This window comes from Arthrobacter sp. CG_A4 (assembly GCF_035985125.1).
Classification (GTDB): Bacteria; Actinomycetota; Actinomycetes; order Actinomycetales; family Micrococcaceae; genus Arthrobacter.
The window spans coordinates 55049-75008 of sequence record NZ_JAXCID010000020.1 but is presented as its reverse complement, the minus strand read 5'-3'; the positions used below and the strand labels follow the sequence as shown (position 1 = coordinate 75008).

The following is a 19960-nucleotide window of genomic DNA, read 5'->3' as shown; positions in this document are numbered from 1 at the left end:
GCAAACAAGGACCCAAAACCATGCCGTCCACGCGCGCACTTTCGAATGATTCCACGAAGAAAGCTACGCGCGCATCTTGACATGATTCCCCGGGGTATGCGGTCTCATAGGTTCTCATCCGGGCGTGAAGACGTGGCGCAGTGGAACCGGGCCGATGAACCTGTTCAGGTCAAAGTCCAAGACTTCATCGACCCTGACCTGGGCAAAGCCAACCCCTACGGCGTCTATGACATCACCCACAACACCGGATGGGTATCGGTCGGCACCGACCACGACACGGCCGCGTTTGCCGTGGCCACCATCGCCTCCTGGTGGGAACACATCGGCAAAGCTCTTCGCCCGGAAGCCTCCCGGCTGCTGATCAGCGCCGACGGCGGCGGTTCCAACGGCTACCGCACGCGGCTCTGGAAAACAGAACTCGCCAATCTGGCAAAGGCCACCGGCCTGAGCATCACTGTCTGCCACCTCCCACCGGGGACCAGCAAGTGGAACACGATCGAACACCGGCTCTTCTCCCACATCTCCATGAACTGGCGCGGCCGACCCTTGAGCAGCCACGAAGTCATCGTCGAGACCTTCGCCGCGACAACTACCCGAACCGGCCTCACCGTCCAGGCAGAACTCGACACTCACACCTTCCCCACGGGCGTAAAAATCCCGAACCAGCAGATGAAAACCCTCGAAACCACCGGCGCTTTGGTCAGACATCCATTCCACGGCGAGTAGAACTACTCGCTGCATCCGATACAAAACAACACGCCCGAGCCATGCTGAGCTAAATCATCACAGGCTCTTATAGACGAATAGCATATGCAGGTCCTATCCTGATCTCACTCATGCACAGCCGCATGCAGGTAGCCAAGAAGGGCACATTGTGAAGCACCCGAGAACGCGTGCCATCCTAACCATTGCCCTAACAGCAGCAGTAGGCGCAACGGATCTGACCGGCGTCACTGCCTCACCTGCTGAACAATCCAACATCGCGGCGGTAGCAGATATCCCTCAGAGCGACTATGCCAATCAAGTGCGTCTGCGTCAGGAATTTGGGTTCGATGCAAGTGCGTCACACATCGCCGAAGCTAACGCCGGCGGCTTCTCCCGTGACCGGCTTGGCATTCCGCTTACCGCGGCCGAAGACGCAGATATGGCCCGTCGTGCAGCACTGAGCCCGATCATTCAGAAAATTGACACACTGCCGAGCCCACTGGGCTCTATGGCGGCGGTTGGATTGACAACAAGGCTGGAGGGCAGGTAGTTATTGCCTACGTTGGTGACATTCCTTCAGCCTTCCGGGCAACTGTGACAAGCCTTGTCGGGCGCCTCGCAGCGACGACCTTCAAGACGGTGGATCAATCTGTCGACTCGCTTCACGCTGTCGAGTCCGACATCTTTAATAGCAGCCTTCTCGGCGAACTAGTCTTCGAAGGTGGTGGCGTCGACATTATCAACTCCACCGTGACAGTGGACCTGTCTCCAGATTCCCCGCAGAACGCGGAAGCAATCCTTGCTGCTCGCTTCGGAGACAAGATCAAGGTTTCACGTGACGATGAAGACACGCGGGGAGGCGACCTTAGCCGCGAATTTAGTAGCGGCCCCCTCTACGGAGGCCAATGGATCAGCGGTGGAAGCAGTCGGTGCACAGATGACTATTCGAACGTGCGTGACAGCGTAGGTCGCTACTACACCACCACGACCGGCCACTGCTCGACGAACGGAACAATAATTAGCCAGGGAGGTTATGCCGCGAACCGCGACATTGGCAACGTCAGTAGGAGCAAAGGGCGCTCGGAAGTTATCACGAATTGCGACCGCCTTGTAATTGGACAAATACCGTCAGGAACAGGCACTGAGCAGACGCGGGTGAACAACAACAACCCGTTTCGCTTTACCCAGAGCGGTAATGCTGGCCTGGGTGACGCAGTATGTCAGGCCGGCGCTGACTTCGCAGAGACCAACGGCTTCAAGGCGTGCGGTTAAGTGACTGCTCTGGGACAAATACGAACCATCTTTGCTCCTGGTGGAGGAAGTCTTGAGATCGGCGATCCGGCCACAGCATCCTACGGACGCATAGGAGGCGATAGCGGTGCCCCCGTAGGACGCGGCACAGCGCTCGTCGGCTTCCACAGCAGCGGCGGATGGTTCTCTCAGTCCAAGTATGACGGACAGGTAGATGTCTATCTCGGCTACTAAGGGTGTACTTGGTTTCCTGATACTCCCAGCCTTTGTGCTGGCCGCTTGTTCGTCTACATTCTCGCCCGACCAACCCCGGACACCAACGCCGTCGCCTTCGGCTTCGGCAGCGGCAACAGTTGAGGCGCCGTCACTCACTGAGGCGGAGTCTCTTAGCATTGTAGGTCAGGAACCTGAGTCACTAGAGCAGGTTTCTGCTATCGATTCAACCAGGCTGTCGGACCTTGTCCCTTGGTCGAAAATGCAAACAGATCTACAAGACACCACAGTAAATATCGCGTGGTGGGACGCGGCTCAGGGATGTGCCAATACGGTTAGAACCTTCGTTCTAGCCGAGACTCCGACTGACATCATTGTCGACTTGCAGCGGCCTGGCGTTAGCGAGACGTCGGCATGCCCCGACTCGCAGAGCTTGCGAAAAACGGAGATCCAACTCTCGTCGCCGCTGGCAGACCGTACCTTGAAGTATCACCCGCCGGCTTAGGTGGTGAATTTTCGTTCTTTCATGCGTTTTTCGTGAGTATCGGTACGTATCACGTCGCTCATGCGCCGATACAAGTTCGATCGAGACATGCCGAGGTCTCGACCCACTTGCGCACTCGGTTGAACGCCCGCTAGCCGGGCAGCGTCGGCGACCTGGCTGGCCGTGAACGCCTGACGCCGGCCGCCGGGATCACGGTCGGCGGCGCGTCGCTTGTCCACCGAATCGACAATTGCTCGCGCTTGATCTCTCGCTCCGCCCGCGCCATCGCGGAAGTGGTCGTGAAGATCATCGAGCCCATCGTCGTGGACGTATCGACGTTACCGCCGCCGAGGCTCAGCAGCTGGAAGCCGACGACTGGCGCCGTAAGCTCCTAGAAGCTCGTGAGTAAATAACCTCGTTTGATGGGTAGTGCCATTGCTGTTGTGGTATGGCGGACTTGGCAGAGTCGATGGCACGGCGGTTTGGGGTCCTGCGGCCTCACCTGACGGAGTTTCAGCGGCGGATGTGGTTGGCTGCGGAGTCTGGCTCGGGCCCGGTAGGTGTAGTTGCTCTTGCCACGGGCGTTGCCGCGGACACTGTGCGGCAAGGACGCAAGGAGGCGGGGAGTGGGGTGGAGCTCGTATCAGGGCGTTCACTTAAGCCCGGCACGGGCGCAAAAGTCCCGGACCAGCAGATGAAAACCCTCGAAACCACCGGCGCTTTGTTCAGACATCCATTCTACGGCGAGTGGAACTACACGCTGCATCCGATACAAAACCACACGCCCGAGCCATGCTGAGTTAAATCATCAGAGGCTCTAAATGGCGACGGTCTTGTTGGCCGGCGTGTTTGGTGCTGTGCCGCAAGACGACGTGTCGTATTCGTCTCCTCGCGGCGGCGGCCACCGCGAGTTCTACCAGGCTTGCCGAGTTGTGTCGGTATCGGAGGGTTTGCTGGTCGGCATTCGGAACTGGGGCGTAATCCGCAAAGTCCTTAAGCGGGCGGCAAAACGCCCCCAGCCTGCTCAATGGACGCAACGCAGCCACGCTCCCGGGTTCACCATCCAGACTGCTAACTGAACGGTGTTGAGGCTAAGAGGCGCGGCGGGCGCGTGCTGCACGGCGCTTCAGGGCGCGGCGTTCGTCTTCGCTCATGCCGCCCCAGACGCCAGCGTCCTGACCGGATTCGAGCGCCCACTGCAGGCAGGTGTCCACAACGGGGCACCGCCGGCAGACACTCTTGGCTTCCTCGATCTGCAGCAGGGCAGGACCGGTGTTTCCTACCGGGAAGAAAAGCTCCGGGTCCTTGTCAAGGCACGCTGCGCGGTTACGCCAATCCATGCTGATCAGTCACTCCATTCCTGGGAACTCGTTAAATGCCTTGTGAAATTATTCACTAGAGGCTTCATAAGAAAAGGGCCCTCTGGGGCCCCCTCGGTCATCTGGATTAAGCGTGTCATGTTAACGCTGCGTAAACAAGGGGTATTGGGCTGCAAGATACCTCTGGATCGTGAGCGATGCATCACAGTGGCTGGCGGCGCCCTCGCGTCTAGTTGACTATGTCCGGTACTGTGCCAGTGTGTCAAGACCCTCTGAGAACCCCTCCGGCCCCGATGAGAATCCCGCGGACGGCCGCGCGAACGGTCCCGCGGCGGTGCCCCCGGTGCGGCCCGCCGGCATCCTGGTGGTCGCCGTCATAGTGGCGCTGGAGGCATCCGCGCTGCTGGCTGCCGCGGCCTGGTACGGCAGCCAGCTCCTGACCGGCGCCCCGGTGCTCTCCTTCTGGGGCGCGGTGTTCACGCTGGGCCTGTTACTGGCCTTCTCCGCGTGGCTCTTTGCCGTGGCGAGGTTCCTGTTCCGCGGGTATCGCTGGCCCAGGGCCGGTGCCCTGGTGGCCCAGCTTTTTGTCCTCACCATCGGGTTTCCCACCCTGACCGGCGGTTACCCTCTGGCGGGCCTGGCCATGCTGCTGCCGGCGGTCATCGCGATCGTGCTGCTGTTCGATAAGCGGGTCATCACGTTCGCATCCCGGGCCGGCGGAGTACCCCCAACGCTATAGCTCAGTGCTCTCACGGCGGTTTTTTCCCGCCGCCGGCACCGGGGTCAACGGCCAGTTGCACCGTTATGGCCCGTCCATCGGAGATTACGACGGCGCGTCCCGGCGGAGGGTTGTGTTCGAGGTCCACCCGGACCCCGAACAGGTCTCCGTCCAGCTGGCTCCGCGGCGCAATGAGGATGCCGTTTCCGTGGCTGCGCGCATGGAGCGCCAGCGGCGCCCGTTGCTGAAGAGCTTGGCTGAAACCCGCTGTCAGGATCACCGTCCAGCCCAGGCTGTTCAAGGCCAGCAATTGCCTGTTGGTATCGGTGGACTGCAGATCCAGATCGTCGGCCAGCAGTATTGATGTCCGGTCGAGGGTGCCGGCGAGGGCTCTGGCATAGATCCCGGACCAGTACTGACCTGGCTCCGCCCCGGCCGCGGGCCGTTGCCAGCGGGCGGCCGGGTTGAGGCCAGGCAGGGCTGATAACAAAGAGCTCTTCCCGGATCCCGGGGCGCCGAGGACGGCAAGGACGCTGCCTGGCGGCAACTGGACGCCGGCCGGCCGGAGTTCGTCCCCGCCGATCCCAACGCACAGGAGCCCGCGGGCCGATGGCCCTTCGGGCTGGAGGGACTTTCCTGCGCGGGCGAGGACTTCAGGGACGGTCACTCGCGGGGGAAGCGGCTCCACCCGGAACGGCGGGCTCCGTACTTCCGGGGTGGGACACTGCCGGACGACGGGAGCTTCGAAGAGCTGCCCGATGTGGCCGGCCGTGGAACTGCCCTCTGCAAACGGGCCGAAAGCCACCATCCGGCCGGGAACCATGTCGAGTGACGGCAGCCGGGGCCAGGCCAGCCGTCCCTCCTCGGTGGTTCCGGCCGGAAAGTAGAGCCGGTTGGGGATCGCCGCAAAGAACCTGGCTGTGACCAGCTCGCGTTCGCCGGACGCGATGACGGTGATGCCCGCCGCCGGGCCGTCCCGCACGATGTCGTGGACGAGGTCTTCGGCCCAGGCCAGCGGCCCGGCGCGGAAGGCCGAAATCCAGGATCCCCATCCACCCAGGACCAGGATCAGTGGCGGCGAGCCGGCGTCGGCGCCGGTGCTCAGCCTCCGGGTCACTTCACCGGCCAGACGCTCCAGGACCCGGACAGCTCTCCGCAGCTCATGAACCCCTACCGCCGCTCCGATCCGGGGAGATGCCGTGGAACCACTGAACGAACCGGCGTAGGAACCGCTGACGGTACCGGCGGCGTCGAGGAGATAGAGGTGCGATTCCTGTTCCGCCCACAGCAGCTGCTCCACGGCAAGGGCCATAGCCGCATCGGTACCGCCGGGGCCACCACCGACGAGTCCGAGGTGACCGTGTTGGGCAGCAGACCAGCTCAGCTCGGCAGTGCGTTGCTCTTCGGGCAGGTCCAAGCGCCCCAGCCGGACCGGTTCCCGACTCACGCCGGCGGGAAGCGGATTCGTCGGGAACGCCACCGTGGCCGGGAGCGGATCGGCAACGGGCCGGCGCGGTGGACGGCTGCCCAGGGCTTCCCACAGCGCTGTTGTCGCTTCGATGAACGGTGCCAGTGCCCGGGACGGCGTAGGAGCCGCGGCGGCCCCAACGTGAGAAGAGTCGCTGGCGGGCCGCCGGCACAGGAAGTCAGCGGCTGGCATCACGCTCACGACGCCGATAGCCACCTCGGGCACCGCTGGGGTGACCGTAGCCGTCTGGAATTCCTCCGGCTCTTCGTTTCCCCGGACCAGATAGGCACGGCCCGGGCCCTCAATGGGGATGGTTGCCGCGAGCCGGGAATTCATGATGTCGATGGACTCCATCTGGGACTGGACCCGTAATGCGATACAGCTGGTCACATTCGCCCGGATATCGGCGGTGATGGCGCCCTGGGGGCGCTGCGTAGCCATCACCAGGTGAAGTCCAAGCGCGCGGCCGATCGCCGCGATGCGCATGAGTTCGGACAGCGCCTCGGGCGCCTCATTCACCAGCATCCTGAACTCGTCAATGATCACCACCAGGTGGGGGAGCGGGAGCCCTGGCGGGTTCAGGTCCTCGTAGGCTTCGAGATCGGGGGCCCCGCAGGCGGCGAGCAGCTCCTCCCGGCGGCGAACCTCGGCGCGCAGGGAAACCAGGGTGCGGGCCACCTCATCCGTTCCCAGATCGGTGAGCAGCCCGACGCAGTGTGGCAGCCCGGTCAGCGATCCGAGACCGGAGCCGCCCTTGAAGTCGATGAACAACAGATTGAGGCGGTCCGGCGGATGGCAGGCCGCGAGGGCGACTGCAAGGGTCCGCAGGAACTCGGACTTGCCGGAACCGGTGGTGCCGGCCACCAGGAAGTGCGGCCCGTCCGCCTGGAGGTCCAGCCGCAGAGGGCCCGCGCCGCCGACACCGACCAGGACGGGAAGACCGCGGGAACGTGCGGACTGTGCCCAGCGCCGGGAGGTGTCTGCGGTGGTGAGCGTGAGGATCTCGGCCAGGGCGCAGGCCTCAGGAATGGCCGCCGTCGGCGCATCTCCCGGACCGGCCGGACCGACCGGACCCGCAAGCCGGCGGCAGGACCGGTCGAAGACCGGACCCGGCACCCGGTCAGGGATGAAGTCGAGCGTTAGGCGGTCCGAGGTGAGCACGCCGGTGCGCTCGCCGAGTACGACGGACTGGCTGGCGGCCGGGTCCGAGTGGGCTGACGCGTCAAGCCCGCCGCATTCAATCACGCGCCACCCGTGACCGACCGCTGCAGCACACAGCGCTGGGGCTTGGCTACCGTCCACAATGATCAGCAGCCCGAGGTCATAGCCCCGGCCGGGCCCGGCCGCCAGTGCCTCCAGCGTGACTGCTTCATGGCCTGACAGCGTAACGGCGGCCAGGAAGCGCGCGCAGAGGGGGAGGAAGCGTGTCGGGCCATGAACCAGGACGCGGGTGCGCCGGGCGAGGGGGTAGCAGGCCAGCTGCATCAGGAAGGCCCTGACCAGCCCGGCCACCGCGGGTTCCGGGCCGCGGATAGTTGTTACGGAGGCAGTAGGGTCCAGTGTGACGGGCATCAGACCGAGTGGCGGCGACCGGATGGCGGAGCCGGGCGGCTCCAGCCGGACGTTCGCCGTCTGTTCAGCCAGCCCGAGCCGCAGCCAGACGGGCGTCGGAGGCGGCGAAGACTGCCTCGCGTCGGATGTCACCGCCGTGCCGTGGAGCGCAAGTTCCGCGGCGGAAGGCGCGGACCGCCGTCGTCGGTCCTGATCCTCCCGCGCTGCGGCGGCGACGGCAGTCTTCAGCTCGCGGCGCTGCCTTCGCCCAGACACCACGGGAACCAGGAGAGAGACGGCAGAAACGGCCGTGAAAGCCAGGAACATCCACATGCCGGTGATCACGGCCAGCCCGATCCCGATGGCGAGAGGCACGATGGCCGTCGCCAGAAGGACTCCGCGGTTGGCCGACGCAGAATCGTTGCGCACCAGGAGCGGCTCCGCGACGCCGCACCCTGCCGAAGCGGGCACTCCGGCATCCGTGGACCCAGTGAATATCAGGGAGAGTGAGGAGTTGCCGCAACGGATCGAGGATGCGGTAGTCACCGGCGACGCCCGCACTCTCCGGCCGTCCACGGCGGTGCCGTTGGCGCTGTCGAGGTCGACGAGGGTCACCGCGGAATCCGAGACGTCCAGCCGGGCGTGCTCGCGGGAAAGTTCGGCATCCGGAATCACGATCTCCGTTCCGCTCCGCCCGATCCGGAAGCGTCCCCGCCGCAGCGGGATGATCATGCCGGCGCCCGGTCCGCTGTGCACGGCGAGCAGCAGGGGCGCTGCACCCTGCACGGCCTCATTGCGGCGGGGTGCGCACCCGTCCACCAGGATGGCCCCGTGGACGAGGGGCGGCTCGCCGACGGTCATGGACACGAGAGGTGCTCCCTCCACCGTCAGGGCGCCCGTGCCGAAGTGCCGCGACACCGCAGACTGCAGCTCCGCGCCGGAGCAAGCGCGGGGCAGATCGAGGGCCAGTTCCAGGGGCTCCGGGGCCAGCGCGGAACCCGGCGCCGGGACCAACGTGCAGTGCAGTATCATCGGCCGGAGTCCTTCCCGCGGCATCGTTCATCCCCTTACGCTAGGCGCGATTGCAGCGGCGTGCGGCTGGAAATCCGGCTATGTGGACAACGGCCCCGACCTGGGAAAACAGCCGGGGGATGGGCCGGCGGCGGGCCCCGCCGTCGTCCCCGATGCGCCGGTTCCCACCCCGCCTCGGGTAGGCTGGAGCAGCAGACAATGCACCACGTTGCGCTGCCCACATTCGAACCAGGAGATTTTGTGACCGCTGACCTCGTTATCGTAGGGTCGGGCTTTTTCGGCCTGACAATCGCAGAACAGGCCGCCACCGAGCTGGGCTTGAAGGTCGTTGTCATCGACCGCCGCCACCACATTGGCGGCAACGCCTACAGCGAAAAGGAAGAGCAGACCGGCATCGAGGTGCACTGTTACGGTGCCCACCTCTTCCACACCTCGAATGAGCGTGTCTGGGAGTACGTCAACCGCTTCACGACGTTCACCAACTACGTGCACAAGGTGTACGGCGTCCACAAGGGCGAGGTCTACTCCCTGCCGATCAACCTTGCCACCATCAACCAGTTCTTCCGCGCCAACCTGACCCCGGGCAAGGCGCAGGAGTTGATTCAGGAACAAGCCGGGGAACTGGCCGGCACCGATCCGCAGAACCTGAACGATAAGGGCATCCAGCTCATCGGCCGTCCGCTGTACGAGGCGTTCATCAAGCACTACACCGGCAAGCAGTGGCAGACGGACCCCAAGGACTTGCCTGCCGGCATCATCTCCCGCCTCCCGGTGCGCTACAACTATGACAACCGTTACTTCAACGACAAGTACGAGGGCCTTCCGACGAACGGTTACACCGCGTGGATCGAGAAGATGGCGGAGCACCCGAACATCGAGGTCCGGCTCAACACCGATTTCTTCGACGAGTCACACGAGTACAGCAAGAACAAGGTGGTCGGCAACATCCCGGTCATCTACACCGGGCCTGTCGACCGTTACTTCGACTCCTCCGAGGGTGACCTCTCGTGGCGCACCATCGACTTCGAGAAAGAAGTGCTCGACGTCGGCGATTTCCAGGGCACGTCCGTGGTCAACTACAACGACGAGGATGTTGCCTACACACGCATCATCGAGCCGCGCCACTTCCACCCGGAGCGCGGCTACCAGACGGAAAAGACCGTCATCATGCGCGAATTCTCCCGTGCGGCGGAGGAGGGCGACGAGCCCTACTACCCGATCAACACGGCAGCGGACCGCGAACGCCTGCTGAAATACCGCGACCTGGCGGCGGCCGAGAAGGACGTCTTGTTCGGCGGACGCCTCGGCACGTACAAATACCTGGACATGCACATGGCCATCGGATCCGCCCTGACCATGTTCGACAACAAGATCCGCCCGCACTTCGAGGGTGGCGCCACGATTGAAAGCGGAGGAGTGGACGCGTGACTGTCTCAAGCGAGGTTCAAGTTGAAACGAAACTGAGTTGGTCTGCCCTTCAGCGGGTTATTCTGCCAAGCCAGAGCCAGATGGACACGGTCCCGCTGTATCTGGATATGGGTGCCGCAACCGGTACGCAGCTGCCCACCGTGGGCGACCGTGATGGGAGGACGCCCGGCACAAATAGCGTTGCCGGCCCCGCGAAGGAAGCCCATGTCGAAGACTTTCTCTCGCGCAGGTCGACGTTTGTGCGTTCCGGCGAGCGGGTATCATTTGGTAGCTACTTCAATGCTTTTCCGGCAAGCTACTGGCGTCGCTGGACGACGGTGGAGAGTATTCGATTGCATGTCCGGACCGAGGGTCAAGGCTCGGTGATTGTTTACAAATCCAACGCGCGGGGGTCTCTCCAGCGCGTCGACACTCGCAGGGTCGAGGGCAAAGCCGATAGCGTCTTTGAGCTGAGTCTCGCGCCCTTCGGGGACGGTGGCTGGTACTGGTTTGATCTCGTAGCCGGGACGGAGCCGCTGGTAATGCTTGAGGCGGAATGGCAAGGTGCCGCTGCCGATAAAGTTCCGGGCTCCGTGACCCTCCAGATAACGACACTGAACAAAAACGACTTCTGCCTGAACAACTTGCGTCTAATGGCAGACAACCCTGAGGCCTTGCAGCACGTCCAGGAGATACTCCTTGTGGACCAAGGCTCCCAGAAAGTGTCTGATTGCGAAGGATTTGCAGAAGTTCAAGAAGCACTTCACGGCAAGCTCCGTATCATTAACCAGTCAAATCTTGGCGGCTCCGGCGGATTCGCCCGCGGCATGTATGAAGCTGTGGAAAACGGCAGCGACTATGTCCTGCTGATGGACGACGACGTCGTGCTTGAGCCGGAGAGCATCATTCGCTTGCTCACTTTCGCCGACCGCTGCAAAACGCCTACGATTGTCGGCGGACACATGTTTGATCTTTACAACCGGACCGTTCTGCATACCTTCGGCGAGGTAGTTAATCCTTACCGATTCCAGCCCTCGCTACCCAGCGAGGAAATGATCCTTGGGCACGATTTTTTGTCCTCAAACCTTCGCCAAACGTCTTGGCTTCACCGTCGGTGCGATGTGGACTACAACGGCTGGTGGATGTGTCTCATCCCTACTGCCGTCATTCGTGAAATTGGCTTGTCGCTTCCCCTCTTCATCAAGTGGGATGACTCCGAATACGGACTTCGGGCCAAGAAGCACGGGTTCCCGACTGTTTCGTTGCCTGGATCAGCTGTGTGGCACGTTTCATGGATCGACAAGGATGACCTTGTCGGCTGGCAGGCTTACTTTCACGCGCGCAACCGTGTCGTCGTGGCGCTGCTTCACAGCCCCTATGAGTTCGGCGGACGAGTCGTTCGTGAATCCCACTACCATGACGTGAAGCACCTGGTTTCGATGCAGTATGGCACCGTCAGGGGACGCAACTGGGCAGTGGGAGACGTCCTCAGGGGGCCGGCTGGATTGCGGGAACTTCTGCCATCCAAGTTGCCCGAAATTCGTAAGATGATGGCGAGCTACTCAGATTCGGTATTCCGCGCTGATCAGGATGATTTCCCGGCACCGAAGATGGACAGGCCGCCCCGTCGAGGCCACGGAATCTCACAGCCCTCCCCGATCACACTTCTACCGTGGGCTGCCAAGACTGTGATCCGACAGTTACTCAGCCCGGTCAGCGGATCCAGAACGGAGCGTCCCCAGGCGACCGTTCCGCATCAAGACAATCGTTGGTGGCGGATGGCACAGTACGACAGCGCTGTCGTCTCCAACGCCGAAGGCACAGGGGCATCCTGGTACAAGAGGGACCCAAAGCAGCTTCGAGAGATGCTCGCTGAAAGTGCCCGCCTCCATTCCATGCTGCTGAAGAATTGGCGCGAACTCAGCGTCGAGTACAGGGCTGCAATGATCGAATTGACTTCGATGGAGTCGTGGAGGCAGACATTCGAGCAGCACACTCAGAACGAGATCAAGTGAGCAGCGTCAGCTCTAGCGAACTTACGACCCCCGGGGTCGGCGGCGGAATTCGCGACATCCGCCAGTCCGGGTTCTTGCTGAAGTTGTTGGTACGGAAGGAGCTTAAGGTCCGTTACAGGGGCTCCGTCCTGGGGCTGATGTGGTCTTATGTTAAGCCCGGCGTCCAATTCATCGTCTTCTACATCGCACTTGGCGTTTTTCTAGGGTTGGAACAAAGCCCGAGGAATCCGGGTGGGCTGCCCAACTATGCCGTCTATCTGTTCTCGGGAATTGTGCTCATCAATTTTTTCTCCGAGGCCCTGGGCAATGCTGCTCGTTCGATAGTGCACAACGGAAATTTGATCAAAAAGATTTATCTTCCCCGTGAACTGTTTCCCGTCGCCTCAGTATGGGTTTCGGCGGTTCACTTCTTTCCGCAGTTGGTTGTGCTCGTGACAGCATGTTTGTTTGCGGGGTGGCGCCCGAATCTATTGCAAATATTAGCTTCCGTCGCTGGATTCGCGATCGTTGCCTTACTCGCCACCGGACTAGGCCTCCTTTTCGGCGCGGCAAATGTCTACTTCCGTGACTCGGAGAACATCGTTGACATGCTGCTGATGGTGGCAACGTGGGCTTCTCCCGTCATGTACTCGTGGACCATGGTTCAAGACAAGGTCGGGAATGTTGCTTTTTCCGTGTATCAGGCAAATCCGATCACCATTGGTGTTGAGCTTTTCCACTACGCCTTCTGGCTACCGACCACCGACGGGTCAGCCCCTATGCCGCCGAACTTGTTCAGCCTGTGGTTACCTGTGGGGATAGTCGTATCGCTCTTGGTCCTCGCCTTGGGTCAACTAACATTTCGTAGGCTTGAAGGCCGATTCGCCCAGGAGTTGTGAGTGGTAAACGCTATTGAAGTTCGGGATGTCAGCAAGCAGTTTGTGCTGCGTCATACCAGATCGTTGAAAGAAGCCGTCGTATGGCTAGCCAAAGGTCGCAGGGGAGACCTGTCTGAAAAGTTTCATGCGCTGCGAGACGTTTCACTGTCGGTGGGAACCGGGGAATCGGTTGCACTCCTAGGTCTGAACGGTTCGGGCAAGTCGACGCTCCTGAAGCACATTTCAGGGGTCATGTTGCCAGATTCCGGCTCTGTGCTCACACGGGGGCGTGTGGCCGGGCTCATTGAAGTTGGAGCTGGATTTCACCCGGATCTCTCCGGGCGGGACAATGTCTTCCTCAACGGAGCCATCCTCGGCATGACCGAGCAACAAGTGACTGACCGATTCGACGCCATCGTTGAGTTTGCTGAGATCGGTCAATTCATCGACACCGAGGTCAGGTTCTATTCGTCCGGAATGTATCTGAGGTTGGCCTTCTCGGTGGCAGTTCACACTGACCCGGAGGTGTTCCTCATTGATGAGATTCTGGCAGTGGGCGATGAACCGTTCCAACGTAAATGCATCGCCAAAATCAAGGAGCTGGCCAAGAAGGGCAAAACTCTCGTTGTCGTCAGCCACGACTTGGATCTCGTTTCACGTATCTGTTCACGGGGCGTGCTGCTTGAACACGGCGAAGTCGTCAAGGACGGGGACGTGCATGCTGTCATTGCAGAACTGAGACGGCGTTCGGGGCACACGGAAACCGGGGAAAGTTTGTGAAGCGTTTGCATTTGTCCCACGATTTCAAATGGCTGGCTGCGACCGTAGTTGCTGCGTTCCTCGGTTCGTTGATTCCGCTCGTGACCAACAATAGGTTCTACCACTACGACGACACCCAGGCCGGAGCTTTTGGAATCTGGTTCGAAATTGGAACCAAACTCAGCGCAGGAGAGTGGCCTCTCTTTAGCGACAGTGCTTGGGGGGCCGGTAACTATGCGGCCGAGGGCCAATGGGGGATCTGGAATCCGCTAATTCTCCTCATCGGCTGGTTGGCCAGCGGTTCGGCGAACATTGTCGTCTTTTCAACGATTCTGAAGATCACCTGTCTTTGCGTGCTGGCTGCCGGAACGTTTCTGCTGGCCAGGAGCTACAAGGCCGCGCCGGAATGGTCGGCCATTGCCGGAGTAGCGGTAACACTGACCGGATTCACCGTCTACATGGACGCCGCTTCCTGGGTCACCGGCCTCATGGTGTTCAGCATTCTGCCCCTCACCTGGTATGGGTTGCGCCGTATGGCCTTCGAGCGGGCAAATCCCATACTCGCGCTGGCCCCGGCGTATGTGCTGATAACTATTGGCTATGTTCACGGGACGCTCATGCTGGTCATCGTCTTCGTGGGGCTGCTGCTGGAGGCATGGCTGCACACAGGCCGAAGGGGAGCCGTCCGGTTACTCCTCGCGGGCCTCGTCTGCGGGCTCATCGCGATGGCTGTGTATCTCCCTGGCGTCCTTACGGCTTCCGTGACGGCACGCTCGGGCGGAATCGTGAACAGCGGCTTCCTGACGCCCGATTTGACCGGATTGTTTACAGCCTGGGTGCCGGGCAGCCTGCCGCAAGTGACCGGTTGGTGGGGCGTTTTCGCGACAGTTCCCTTGTTGTACGTGGCATGGTTCCTTCCGGTACTCGCGATCGTGGACTACTCCAAGGCCAAGGCTGCCGGCCGGGAGCTGACAGCGCTCTGGGTTGTGGGGCTGGTGGCGTTGGCTTTGACGCTGGCGCCGAGCGACCTGGGACCCCTCCGCTTTCCTGTCCGGCTCATGCCGTACGTCTCCCTGACTGTCCTGCTGGTGCTGGCGGTGTTGGTCTCCCGTTTCAGGGTGCCGGTCCTTAGCCGCGGACGCATGATCATCACCGCTGCTATCGTGCTCTCCGGCCTCTATCTCGCCTGGAGCCAGTCTCCGACCATCCGGTTGGCCGCGCTTTTCGGACTGCTGGCGGGCGTCGGTATTGCTAGCCTTCTCTTTGTTGTCTATTTCCCCCGGCTGCGGCCCCGCTTCAAGGGTCCGGCCGTATTGGCCGGTGGGGTGTTGCTCGTGAGCATGGTGTTAGCGGCGGGACAGCACATGGCGTTCAAAGCGGCCCCGTTGCCCGACTACCAGATGCCTGATACTCCGGAGAGTTATTCGCGTCAGCTTTCCGGAGCACAAGGTGGCACTTTCATCGTGGGAGATCCCACGAGGCTCGGCCCCGGGATCTGGAACGAGACGCTCGCGTCCAATGCCTGGTATTTGAATTCCGCCGAAGTCCAGAACTTATATTCGCCGATCATGTTCGCGAAGTATGCCGAAGATCTGTGCATTTCAAGCCACGGATGGACCTGCGGAGCGGCTGCCGAAAAGCTCTTCCAGACGGACCCCACCACGGGCAAGGTTCTGGCCGACCTTCTATCTGTCGACACGGTCCAGATACTTCGCGATCCAGACCCCCTGTCCAACAAGGCCTTTAATGGTGCCGCTCCGAGTGGCTGGCGTGAAGCGAGCAGGTCCGCCGACTCGGTCGTGTGGGTCCGGGATCAACCTCAGTTAAACACCGGTCAGCTGGTCTGGACGTCGGAGGGAACAACCCTGTCGCTGGTCTCTGAGAGCAACCAGGAGATTGTGATCCGCGTGGACCGGATGGGCGAAGCCCCGGGCAAAGCCGTGCTCAGCCGGCTGGCGTGGCCGGGATACGACGCTGACGGGGCCGCCGTCGCTGCACCGCTCCGTGGGTACCTCCTCGAAGTGGACATCCTTGCCGGTTCCGCCGGGAAAACCGTAACCGTGCGTTTCGATCCGCCGGGATGGCCGGTCGTCGTGGCCAGCATTATCCTGGCGCTCGGGATCTCCGCCGCGTGGAGCATAGCGGAGCTGGTGCGGTATCGCCGACGGCCCTATGTGGAGCCCGTGGGCGCAGGCGAGTCAGCCATTCAAACTGGCGACTCCGAACAGCGGAAAAGAGTACTGCGGTAAAAAGCACTCCAGGGGCCTATCTCATGGTGAAAGGCCCCGGAGTGCTTTGGCGGATCGCGCCGCCGGCGAGGTTGGCTGGTATTCCTTAGACCGTACTCTGCACGGCGTGCTGCCGACCCATGCGTCGGCTCAGCCGGACATAAGCGAGGCGGCGGGCATACGACATGGCGATGGCCCTGGCGTTTCCCACCGTCACGTCGAGCCAGCTCAGCAGCGAGGGATCGTCCTTTCGGAGCTGGCTATGGAACGCAATCGCCTGGTCGGACTGCTGGCGGGCCAGCCGGACACTCCACTGGCTTGCACTGATCCTGAAGGAAGCCAGCGTTTCGCGGAGCGCAACGAAGTCACCGTGGCGGCAAATGCGCACCAGAGTCGCCTCATCGATGAGATAGGGATGGGAGTTGTCCCACCAACCTTCCTTAGCCAGCAGATCGCGCTTGAACAGGGAGCAGGCAGGCTCGCCAAAGATGTTGGACCCGGCGAGGACTGTGGCCCGAATGGCTCTGCGTCCGCTGACGGGGCCATCTACGCCCTGCAGACCGCGGCCCTTCAGGAAAAGCCTTCCATCGGCGTCGACAAGGTCGCGGAGGGACGAAACGATGACGGCCCCCGGGTTGTCCTCGATAGCCTTGACCTGGAGCTCCAGCGCGTCGGGCGAGATCAGATCATCGCCGCAAACCAGCTTAAGGTATTCTCCGGCGGCCGCTTGGCTGACGCGGTTCCAGTTGGCTTGGGCGCCACCGCCGGTCGGCGTCGGCGTCAGCACACGCACCTTGGGGTTGTCCGCGAAACGGGCAATAACCTCAGCCGTGCCGTCGATTGAGGAATGGTCGGAGATCACCACCTCATAGTCATCGAACGTCTGATTCAACACAGACTGAAGGGTCTCTTCGATGTACTGGACATTGTTGTACGCCGGAATGACGATCGAGACTTTAGGGCTCATGTTGTGCTTTCCTCGGTGGCTTTCTTTGGGGACACGGGTTCAGGACTTCGGCGGAAGGAAAAATACTTGTGGCCGAAGTAGTTGATGATGACCGTTACACAGGTGATGGCGATTTGGGACGGAATCTGGGGATATCCGAGTACCTCATGGGCCACCAGCAGCAGCGCCATATTCGTGAAGAACATCGTCAGATTGACAAGGGTGAACCTGCCGAGGTCCAGCCAGAAGTGACCTTTGACGCGGAACACGAGCTTTCGATAGACGAAGAACACTGCGACAAGGGAAACGACAAATGCGATGCTCAGGACCACCGGAGAGGGAAGACCCGGATACAACCACGCAACCGCAACGAAGAGGCCTGTGCTGAAGACCGTGTTGGCGCCGCCGACGAGCACAAACGCCACGCGTTCGTCCTTGACGATCTTTAGCAGGGGGCCGCGGGGACCGCTATGGATACCCTTGACAGCCTCCTCGGAGTTCTCGGGCTGCTTCATAGGACCCACCTATTCTCTAAACTCTTGAGGCCGATAACCGGCAAACACACACTCCAGACTACCGAAGCGTGGCAACGCCGTCAGAGTTGACCCGAAATGGCCAGGCGCTGGACCTCTTGCACCGTGTTGTTGATCCCCACCGCCAGCGGCGTCACGGGGTGCGCGTCGAGCTCCGGCCAGACGACCGATTTCAGGCGAAGGTCGTGCGCCTGGGCTTTCGCGAACGGCGAGGCGCCCAGGACAATCAGCGGGCGGCGCTTGAAGATTGCTCGGCAAGCGCCGATGAGATTGCCGATAGTGTCGGCCCGCTGGGACGCAAGAATCTTCACGACAGTCTCGCCCGGGTGGACGTCCGGGAGTACGAGGCGGTCAAGTCCGTCCGCGACCAGACGGCTCGCGTCGTCTACGAACAGATAGTCCCGCAAGGTGTCCAAAGACACGTAAACCGACACCGGTGCACCCGTGAGGTGTGCCTTGGCGAAGACCGAGATGAGGCCCTGCGGCTTCCGCAGGTTTTGGCCCGGTCCATACAAGTTGCTGACCCGGCCGACCAGGGTGCGGACTCCGCTGCGCTGCGCGAACTCGGCGACTGTCGCTTCTGCCCGGAGTTTGGCGAAGCCGTAGGGAGCCAGCGGCTGCACGGGGCTGTGTTCGGTGAACGGGGGTGCGCTGGACCCGGCGTACACTCCGCCGGCGGACGACGCCAGGAACATCGCCCCGTTCCTCCCTCCCGCGGCGCAGAGCGTTTCTTCAAACACATCAAGCGCTTGAGCGAACAACGAAAGTTCTGCTTCGAGCGCATCCGGTGAGGTTCCGGTGACGCCTGCTCCTGCGCACCAGGCGATCGTCCATGGCCCTGCAGCCGCGGCGTCACGAAGCGCTTCGGCGCCATCCCCGAACGCTCTGCGCGCGGACTCCGGGTCGCCCCAAGGGATCCTGCTGGTCAGGACGGGGGCGCCGCGGGACTGTAATTCTTTGACGACGGCTTTGCCGAGGAGGCCTCCGGCGCCGATCACCCAAGTAGGCCTAGCCTGCATCAGCCACCTGGCCGGCGGGCAAAGTGGCCTGCGCGGTCTTGCCGAGAGGGCCGAGCGCCGGGTCGCTCACAATCAGGTACGCGGGTTTGCCCATGGCCATATTGACATTGACGCCCACGTACTCGGCTATGACCCCCAATGCAAACAAGATGGCCCCGGAACTGACGAGAAGGACCACCATGGTCGACGTCCAGCCCTGTTGTCCGGCTCCATGTCCGGACAGGTATGCGATCACGAAGTAAATAGCGAGTCCGATTCCCGCCAGCGCAAAGACAGCGCCGATGAGGCTGACCATGCGAAGGCCACGCGTCCCGCTGGAGATGACCATGCGCCAAAAATGCGAGAGCAACGAGCGTAGACGGTAGCCGGAGCGCCGGTCACCTTCCTCGCGCAGCATCACGGGGCAGGTCGCCGTCTTATCGGCAATCCAACCCATGGCTACGTCGAGATAGACACCGTGACCTGCATAGGCGGCCACCGAGCGTGCCACTTCGCCTGTCACCAGCCGGAAGCTCTGGTAACTCGTAGCATCGTCGCTGGACAGCATGAAGCGAACCGTTCGCTTGGCGCTTTTTGACGCCATGTTCCGGAGAAAACCATGCGGAGCGGGATTGCTGGGCATCGCGTACGTGACTGAGGCGTTCTCGGCCATTGCCGTATCGAGCAGATCCCCAATGGCAGCGGGATCGTGCTGTCCGTCCTCATCTATGGTGACGACCCAGTCGCCGCCCGCGGAGGCCATGCCCGCCAGGGTTGCGGCGTGCTGCCCGAAGTTCCGGCTCAGCCAGACGCCCCGGACAATGTCAATGGAAGTTGTGAGGGATCGGATGACAGCGGCGGAGTTGTCGGGTCCATGATCGAATACCAGAAGAACTTCTGAGAAAACGTAATCGTGGCCGCCTTTGGTTGTCGACACCTGCCGGTAGGGCAGGAGCTCGTTGACCACACCGACCAGAGTCTTCTCGCCTTGGTATACGGGGATGACCACGGATATGCGATGGGGCGTCGAGTTGGTCTCTGGTTGAGCAGATGTCATATCAGGATATTCTACCGGCTCCAGCCAACACCGTAGTCGATGGCGCCTTCCAGCGGGGCCGGTCGGCGCCCCGCCACGGCAATGATGGGAGTCCGGGAAAGTCCATTCGGGTAATATGTACCTGTCCCTCGCGCCGTCCTGCCGTGGACGCCAGCCCAAACTGAACGGATCCCGACTTGCAGCCTTCGCCATCGTCCGCGTCGAGCACTCCTCGCGGTCCGACTGCGATCTGGAACGACGACTTCGTGAGCCTGGATTTCGACAAAGATTTGTACAAAGATGCGGCCAGAATTTATAGAGCGGCCTGTCGGAGAACACCTGCTCGTCCTGCGGATCCGTTCACCTGCTCAAGGCAGGGTCATCGCTGTCAGCTTCGAGCCGCCCGGGTGGCGGATCGGCATTCCCATCTGGGGTGTGTC

The 19960-nt window shown here is 61.9% G+C and carries 15 protein-coding genes and 1 pseudogene; 10 read left to right on the top strand and 6 right to left on the bottom strand.

Going from position 1 to position 19960, the window contains the following annotated elements:
* Positions 1–138 precede the first annotated feature (138 nt).
* The 4 genes and pseudogenes from RCH07_RS10515 to RCH07_RS10500 all read left to right on the top strand — a co-directional run.
* Positions 139–726 (top strand): annotated as a pseudogene (locus tag RCH07_RS10515) (ISAzo13 family transposase); the annotation flags it as partial.
* Positions 727–874: 148 nt separating this feature from the next.
* Positions 875–1255 (top strand): hypothetical protein, encoded by a 381-nt coding sequence (locus RCH07_RS10510; RefSeq protein WP_326967411.1) that lies wholly within the window; start codon positions 875–877, stop codon positions 1253–1255.
* A gap of 89 nt (positions 1256–1344) precedes the next feature.
* Positions 1345–1977 (top strand): hypothetical protein, encoded by a 633-nt coding sequence (locus RCH07_RS10505; protein ID WP_326967410.1) that lies wholly within the window; start codon positions 1345–1347, stop codon positions 1975–1977.
* Positions 1978–2913: 936 nt separating this feature from the next.
* Positions 2914–3048: a hypothetical protein gene (locus RCH07_RS10500; RefSeq protein ID WP_326967409.1), complete on the top strand. Its 135-nt coding sequence runs from the start codon at positions 2914–2916 to the stop codon at positions 3046–3048.
* Positions 3049–3744: 696 nt separating this feature from the next.
* On the opposite strand, the gene RCH07_RS10495 is transcribed toward RCH07_RS10500, so the two are convergent.
* Positions 3745–3993 (bottom strand): WhiB family transcriptional regulator, encoded by a 249-nt coding sequence (locus RCH07_RS10495; RefSeq protein ID WP_003804966.1) that lies wholly within the window; start codon positions 3991–3993, stop codon positions 3745–3747.
* Between the two features lie 238 nt (positions 3994–4231).
* Here RCH07_RS10495 and RCH07_RS10490 point away from each other — a divergent pair, with 238 nt between their 5' ends.
* Positions 4232–4711: a hypothetical protein gene (locus RCH07_RS10490; protein ID WP_442784805.1), complete on the top strand. Its 480-nt coding sequence runs from the start codon at positions 4232–4234 to the stop codon at positions 4709–4711.
* Between the two features lie 10 nt (positions 4712–4721).
* Here RCH07_RS10490 and RCH07_RS10485 read toward each other — a convergent pair whose 3' ends face one another.
* Positions 4722–8741: an FtsK/SpoIIIE domain-containing protein gene (locus tag RCH07_RS10485; RefSeq protein ID WP_326967408.1), complete on the bottom strand. Its 4020-nt coding sequence runs from the start codon at positions 8739–8741 to the stop codon at positions 4722–4724.
* Positions 8742–8981: 240 nt separating this feature from the next.
* Between RCH07_RS10485 and glf the strand changes: the two genes are divergently transcribed.
* The 5 genes from glf (at position 8982) to RCH07_RS10460 (ending at position 16028) form a co-directional block, all read left to right on the top strand.
* On the top strand, positions 8982–10169 hold the full coding sequence (glf, locus tag RCH07_RS10480) for a UDP-galactopyranose mutase (RefSeq protein ID WP_326967407.1): 1188 nt from the start codon (positions 8982–8984) through the stop codon (positions 10167–10169).
* 80 nt (positions 10170–10249) lie between these two features.
* Positions 10250–12163 carry a glycosyltransferase gene (locus RCH07_RS10475; protein ID WP_326967419.1) on the top strand — a complete coding sequence of 638 codons (1914 nt, stop codon included), beginning with the start codon at positions 10250–10252 and terminating at the stop codon, positions 12161–12163.
* Positions 12160–13041 carry an ABC transporter permease gene (locus tag RCH07_RS10470; RefSeq protein WP_326967406.1) on the top strand — a complete coding sequence of 294 codons (882 nt, stop codon included), beginning with the start codon at positions 12160–12162 and terminating at the stop codon, positions 13039–13041. The genes RCH07_RS10475 and RCH07_RS10470 overlap by 4 nt, the downstream gene beginning before the upstream one ends.
* Entirely contained in the window at positions 13042–13800 is a 759-nt protein-coding gene (locus tag RCH07_RS10465) for an ABC transporter ATP-binding protein (protein WP_326967405.1), read from the top strand. It begins immediately after the preceding gene.
* Positions 13797–16028: a hypothetical protein gene (locus tag RCH07_RS10460; protein WP_326967404.1), complete on the top strand. Its 2232-nt coding sequence runs from the start codon at positions 13797–13799 to the stop codon at positions 16026–16028. The genes RCH07_RS10465 and RCH07_RS10460 overlap by 4 nt, the downstream gene beginning before the upstream one ends.
* Positions 16029–16113: 85 nt before the next feature.
* Here RCH07_RS10460 and RCH07_RS10455 read toward each other — a convergent pair whose 3' ends face one another.
* The 4 genes from RCH07_RS10455 to RCH07_RS10440 all read right to left on the bottom strand — a co-directional run bounded on the left by RCH07_RS10455 (position 16114) and on the right by RCH07_RS10440 (position 19541).
* Positions 16114–16974 carry a glycosyltransferase family 2 protein gene (locus RCH07_RS10455; RefSeq protein WP_326967403.1) on the bottom strand — a complete coding sequence of 287 codons (861 nt, stop codon included), beginning with the start codon at positions 16972–16974 and terminating at the stop codon, positions 16114–16116.
* Complete coding sequence (locus RCH07_RS10450) at positions 16971–17468, bottom strand: GtrA family protein (RefSeq protein WP_326967402.1); 498 nt, start codon at positions 17466–17468, stop codon at positions 16971–16973. The genes RCH07_RS10455 and RCH07_RS10450 overlap by 4 nt, the downstream gene beginning before the upstream one ends.
* 80 nt (positions 17469–17548) lie before the next feature.
* Positions 17549–18505: an NAD-dependent epimerase/dehydratase family protein gene (locus RCH07_RS10445; RefSeq protein WP_326967401.1), complete on the bottom strand. Its 957-nt coding sequence runs from the start codon at positions 18503–18505 to the stop codon at positions 17549–17551.
* Positions 18495–19541, bottom strand: coding sequence for a glycosyltransferase (locus RCH07_RS10440; protein WP_326967400.1), 1047 nt, complete (start codon positions 19539–19541; stop codon positions 18495–18497). Before RCH07_RS10440 ends, RCH07_RS10445 begins: the two co-directional genes overlap by 11 nt.
* Between the last annotated feature and the right edge of the window lie 419 nt (positions 19542–19960).

What these genes read in the sequence shown, in the direction of transcription:
- RCH07_RS10445 (WP_326967401.1), bottom strand. Translation starts at nt 18,505, where the DNA reads ATGCAGGCTAGGCCTACTTGGGTGATCGGCGCCGGAGGCCTCCTCGGC.
- RCH07_RS10495 (WP_003804966.1), bottom strand. Translation starts at nt 3,993, where the DNA reads ATGGATTGGCGTAACCGCGCAGCGTGCCTTGACAAGGACCCGGAGCTT.
- RCH07_RS10440 (WP_326967400.1), bottom strand. Translation starts at nt 19,541, where the DNA reads ATGACATCTGCTCAACCAGAGACCAACTCGACGCCCCATCGCATATCC.
- RCH07_RS10455 (WP_326967403.1), bottom strand. Translation starts at nt 16,974, where the DNA reads ATGAGCCCTAAAGTCTCGATCGTCATTCCGGCGTACAACAATGTCCAG.
- RCH07_RS10475 (WP_326967419.1), top strand. Translation starts at nt 10,250, where the DNA reads ATGGACACGGTCCCGCTGTATCTGGATATGGGTGCCGCAACCGGTACG.
- RCH07_RS10485 (WP_326967408.1), bottom strand. Translation starts at nt 8,741, where the DNA reads ATGATACTGCACTGCACGTTGGTCCCGGCGCCGGGTTCCGCGCTGGCC.
- RCH07_RS10450 (WP_326967402.1), bottom strand. Translation starts at nt 17,468, where the DNA reads ATGAAGCAGCCCGAGAACTCCGAGGAGGCTGTCAAGGGTATCCATAGC.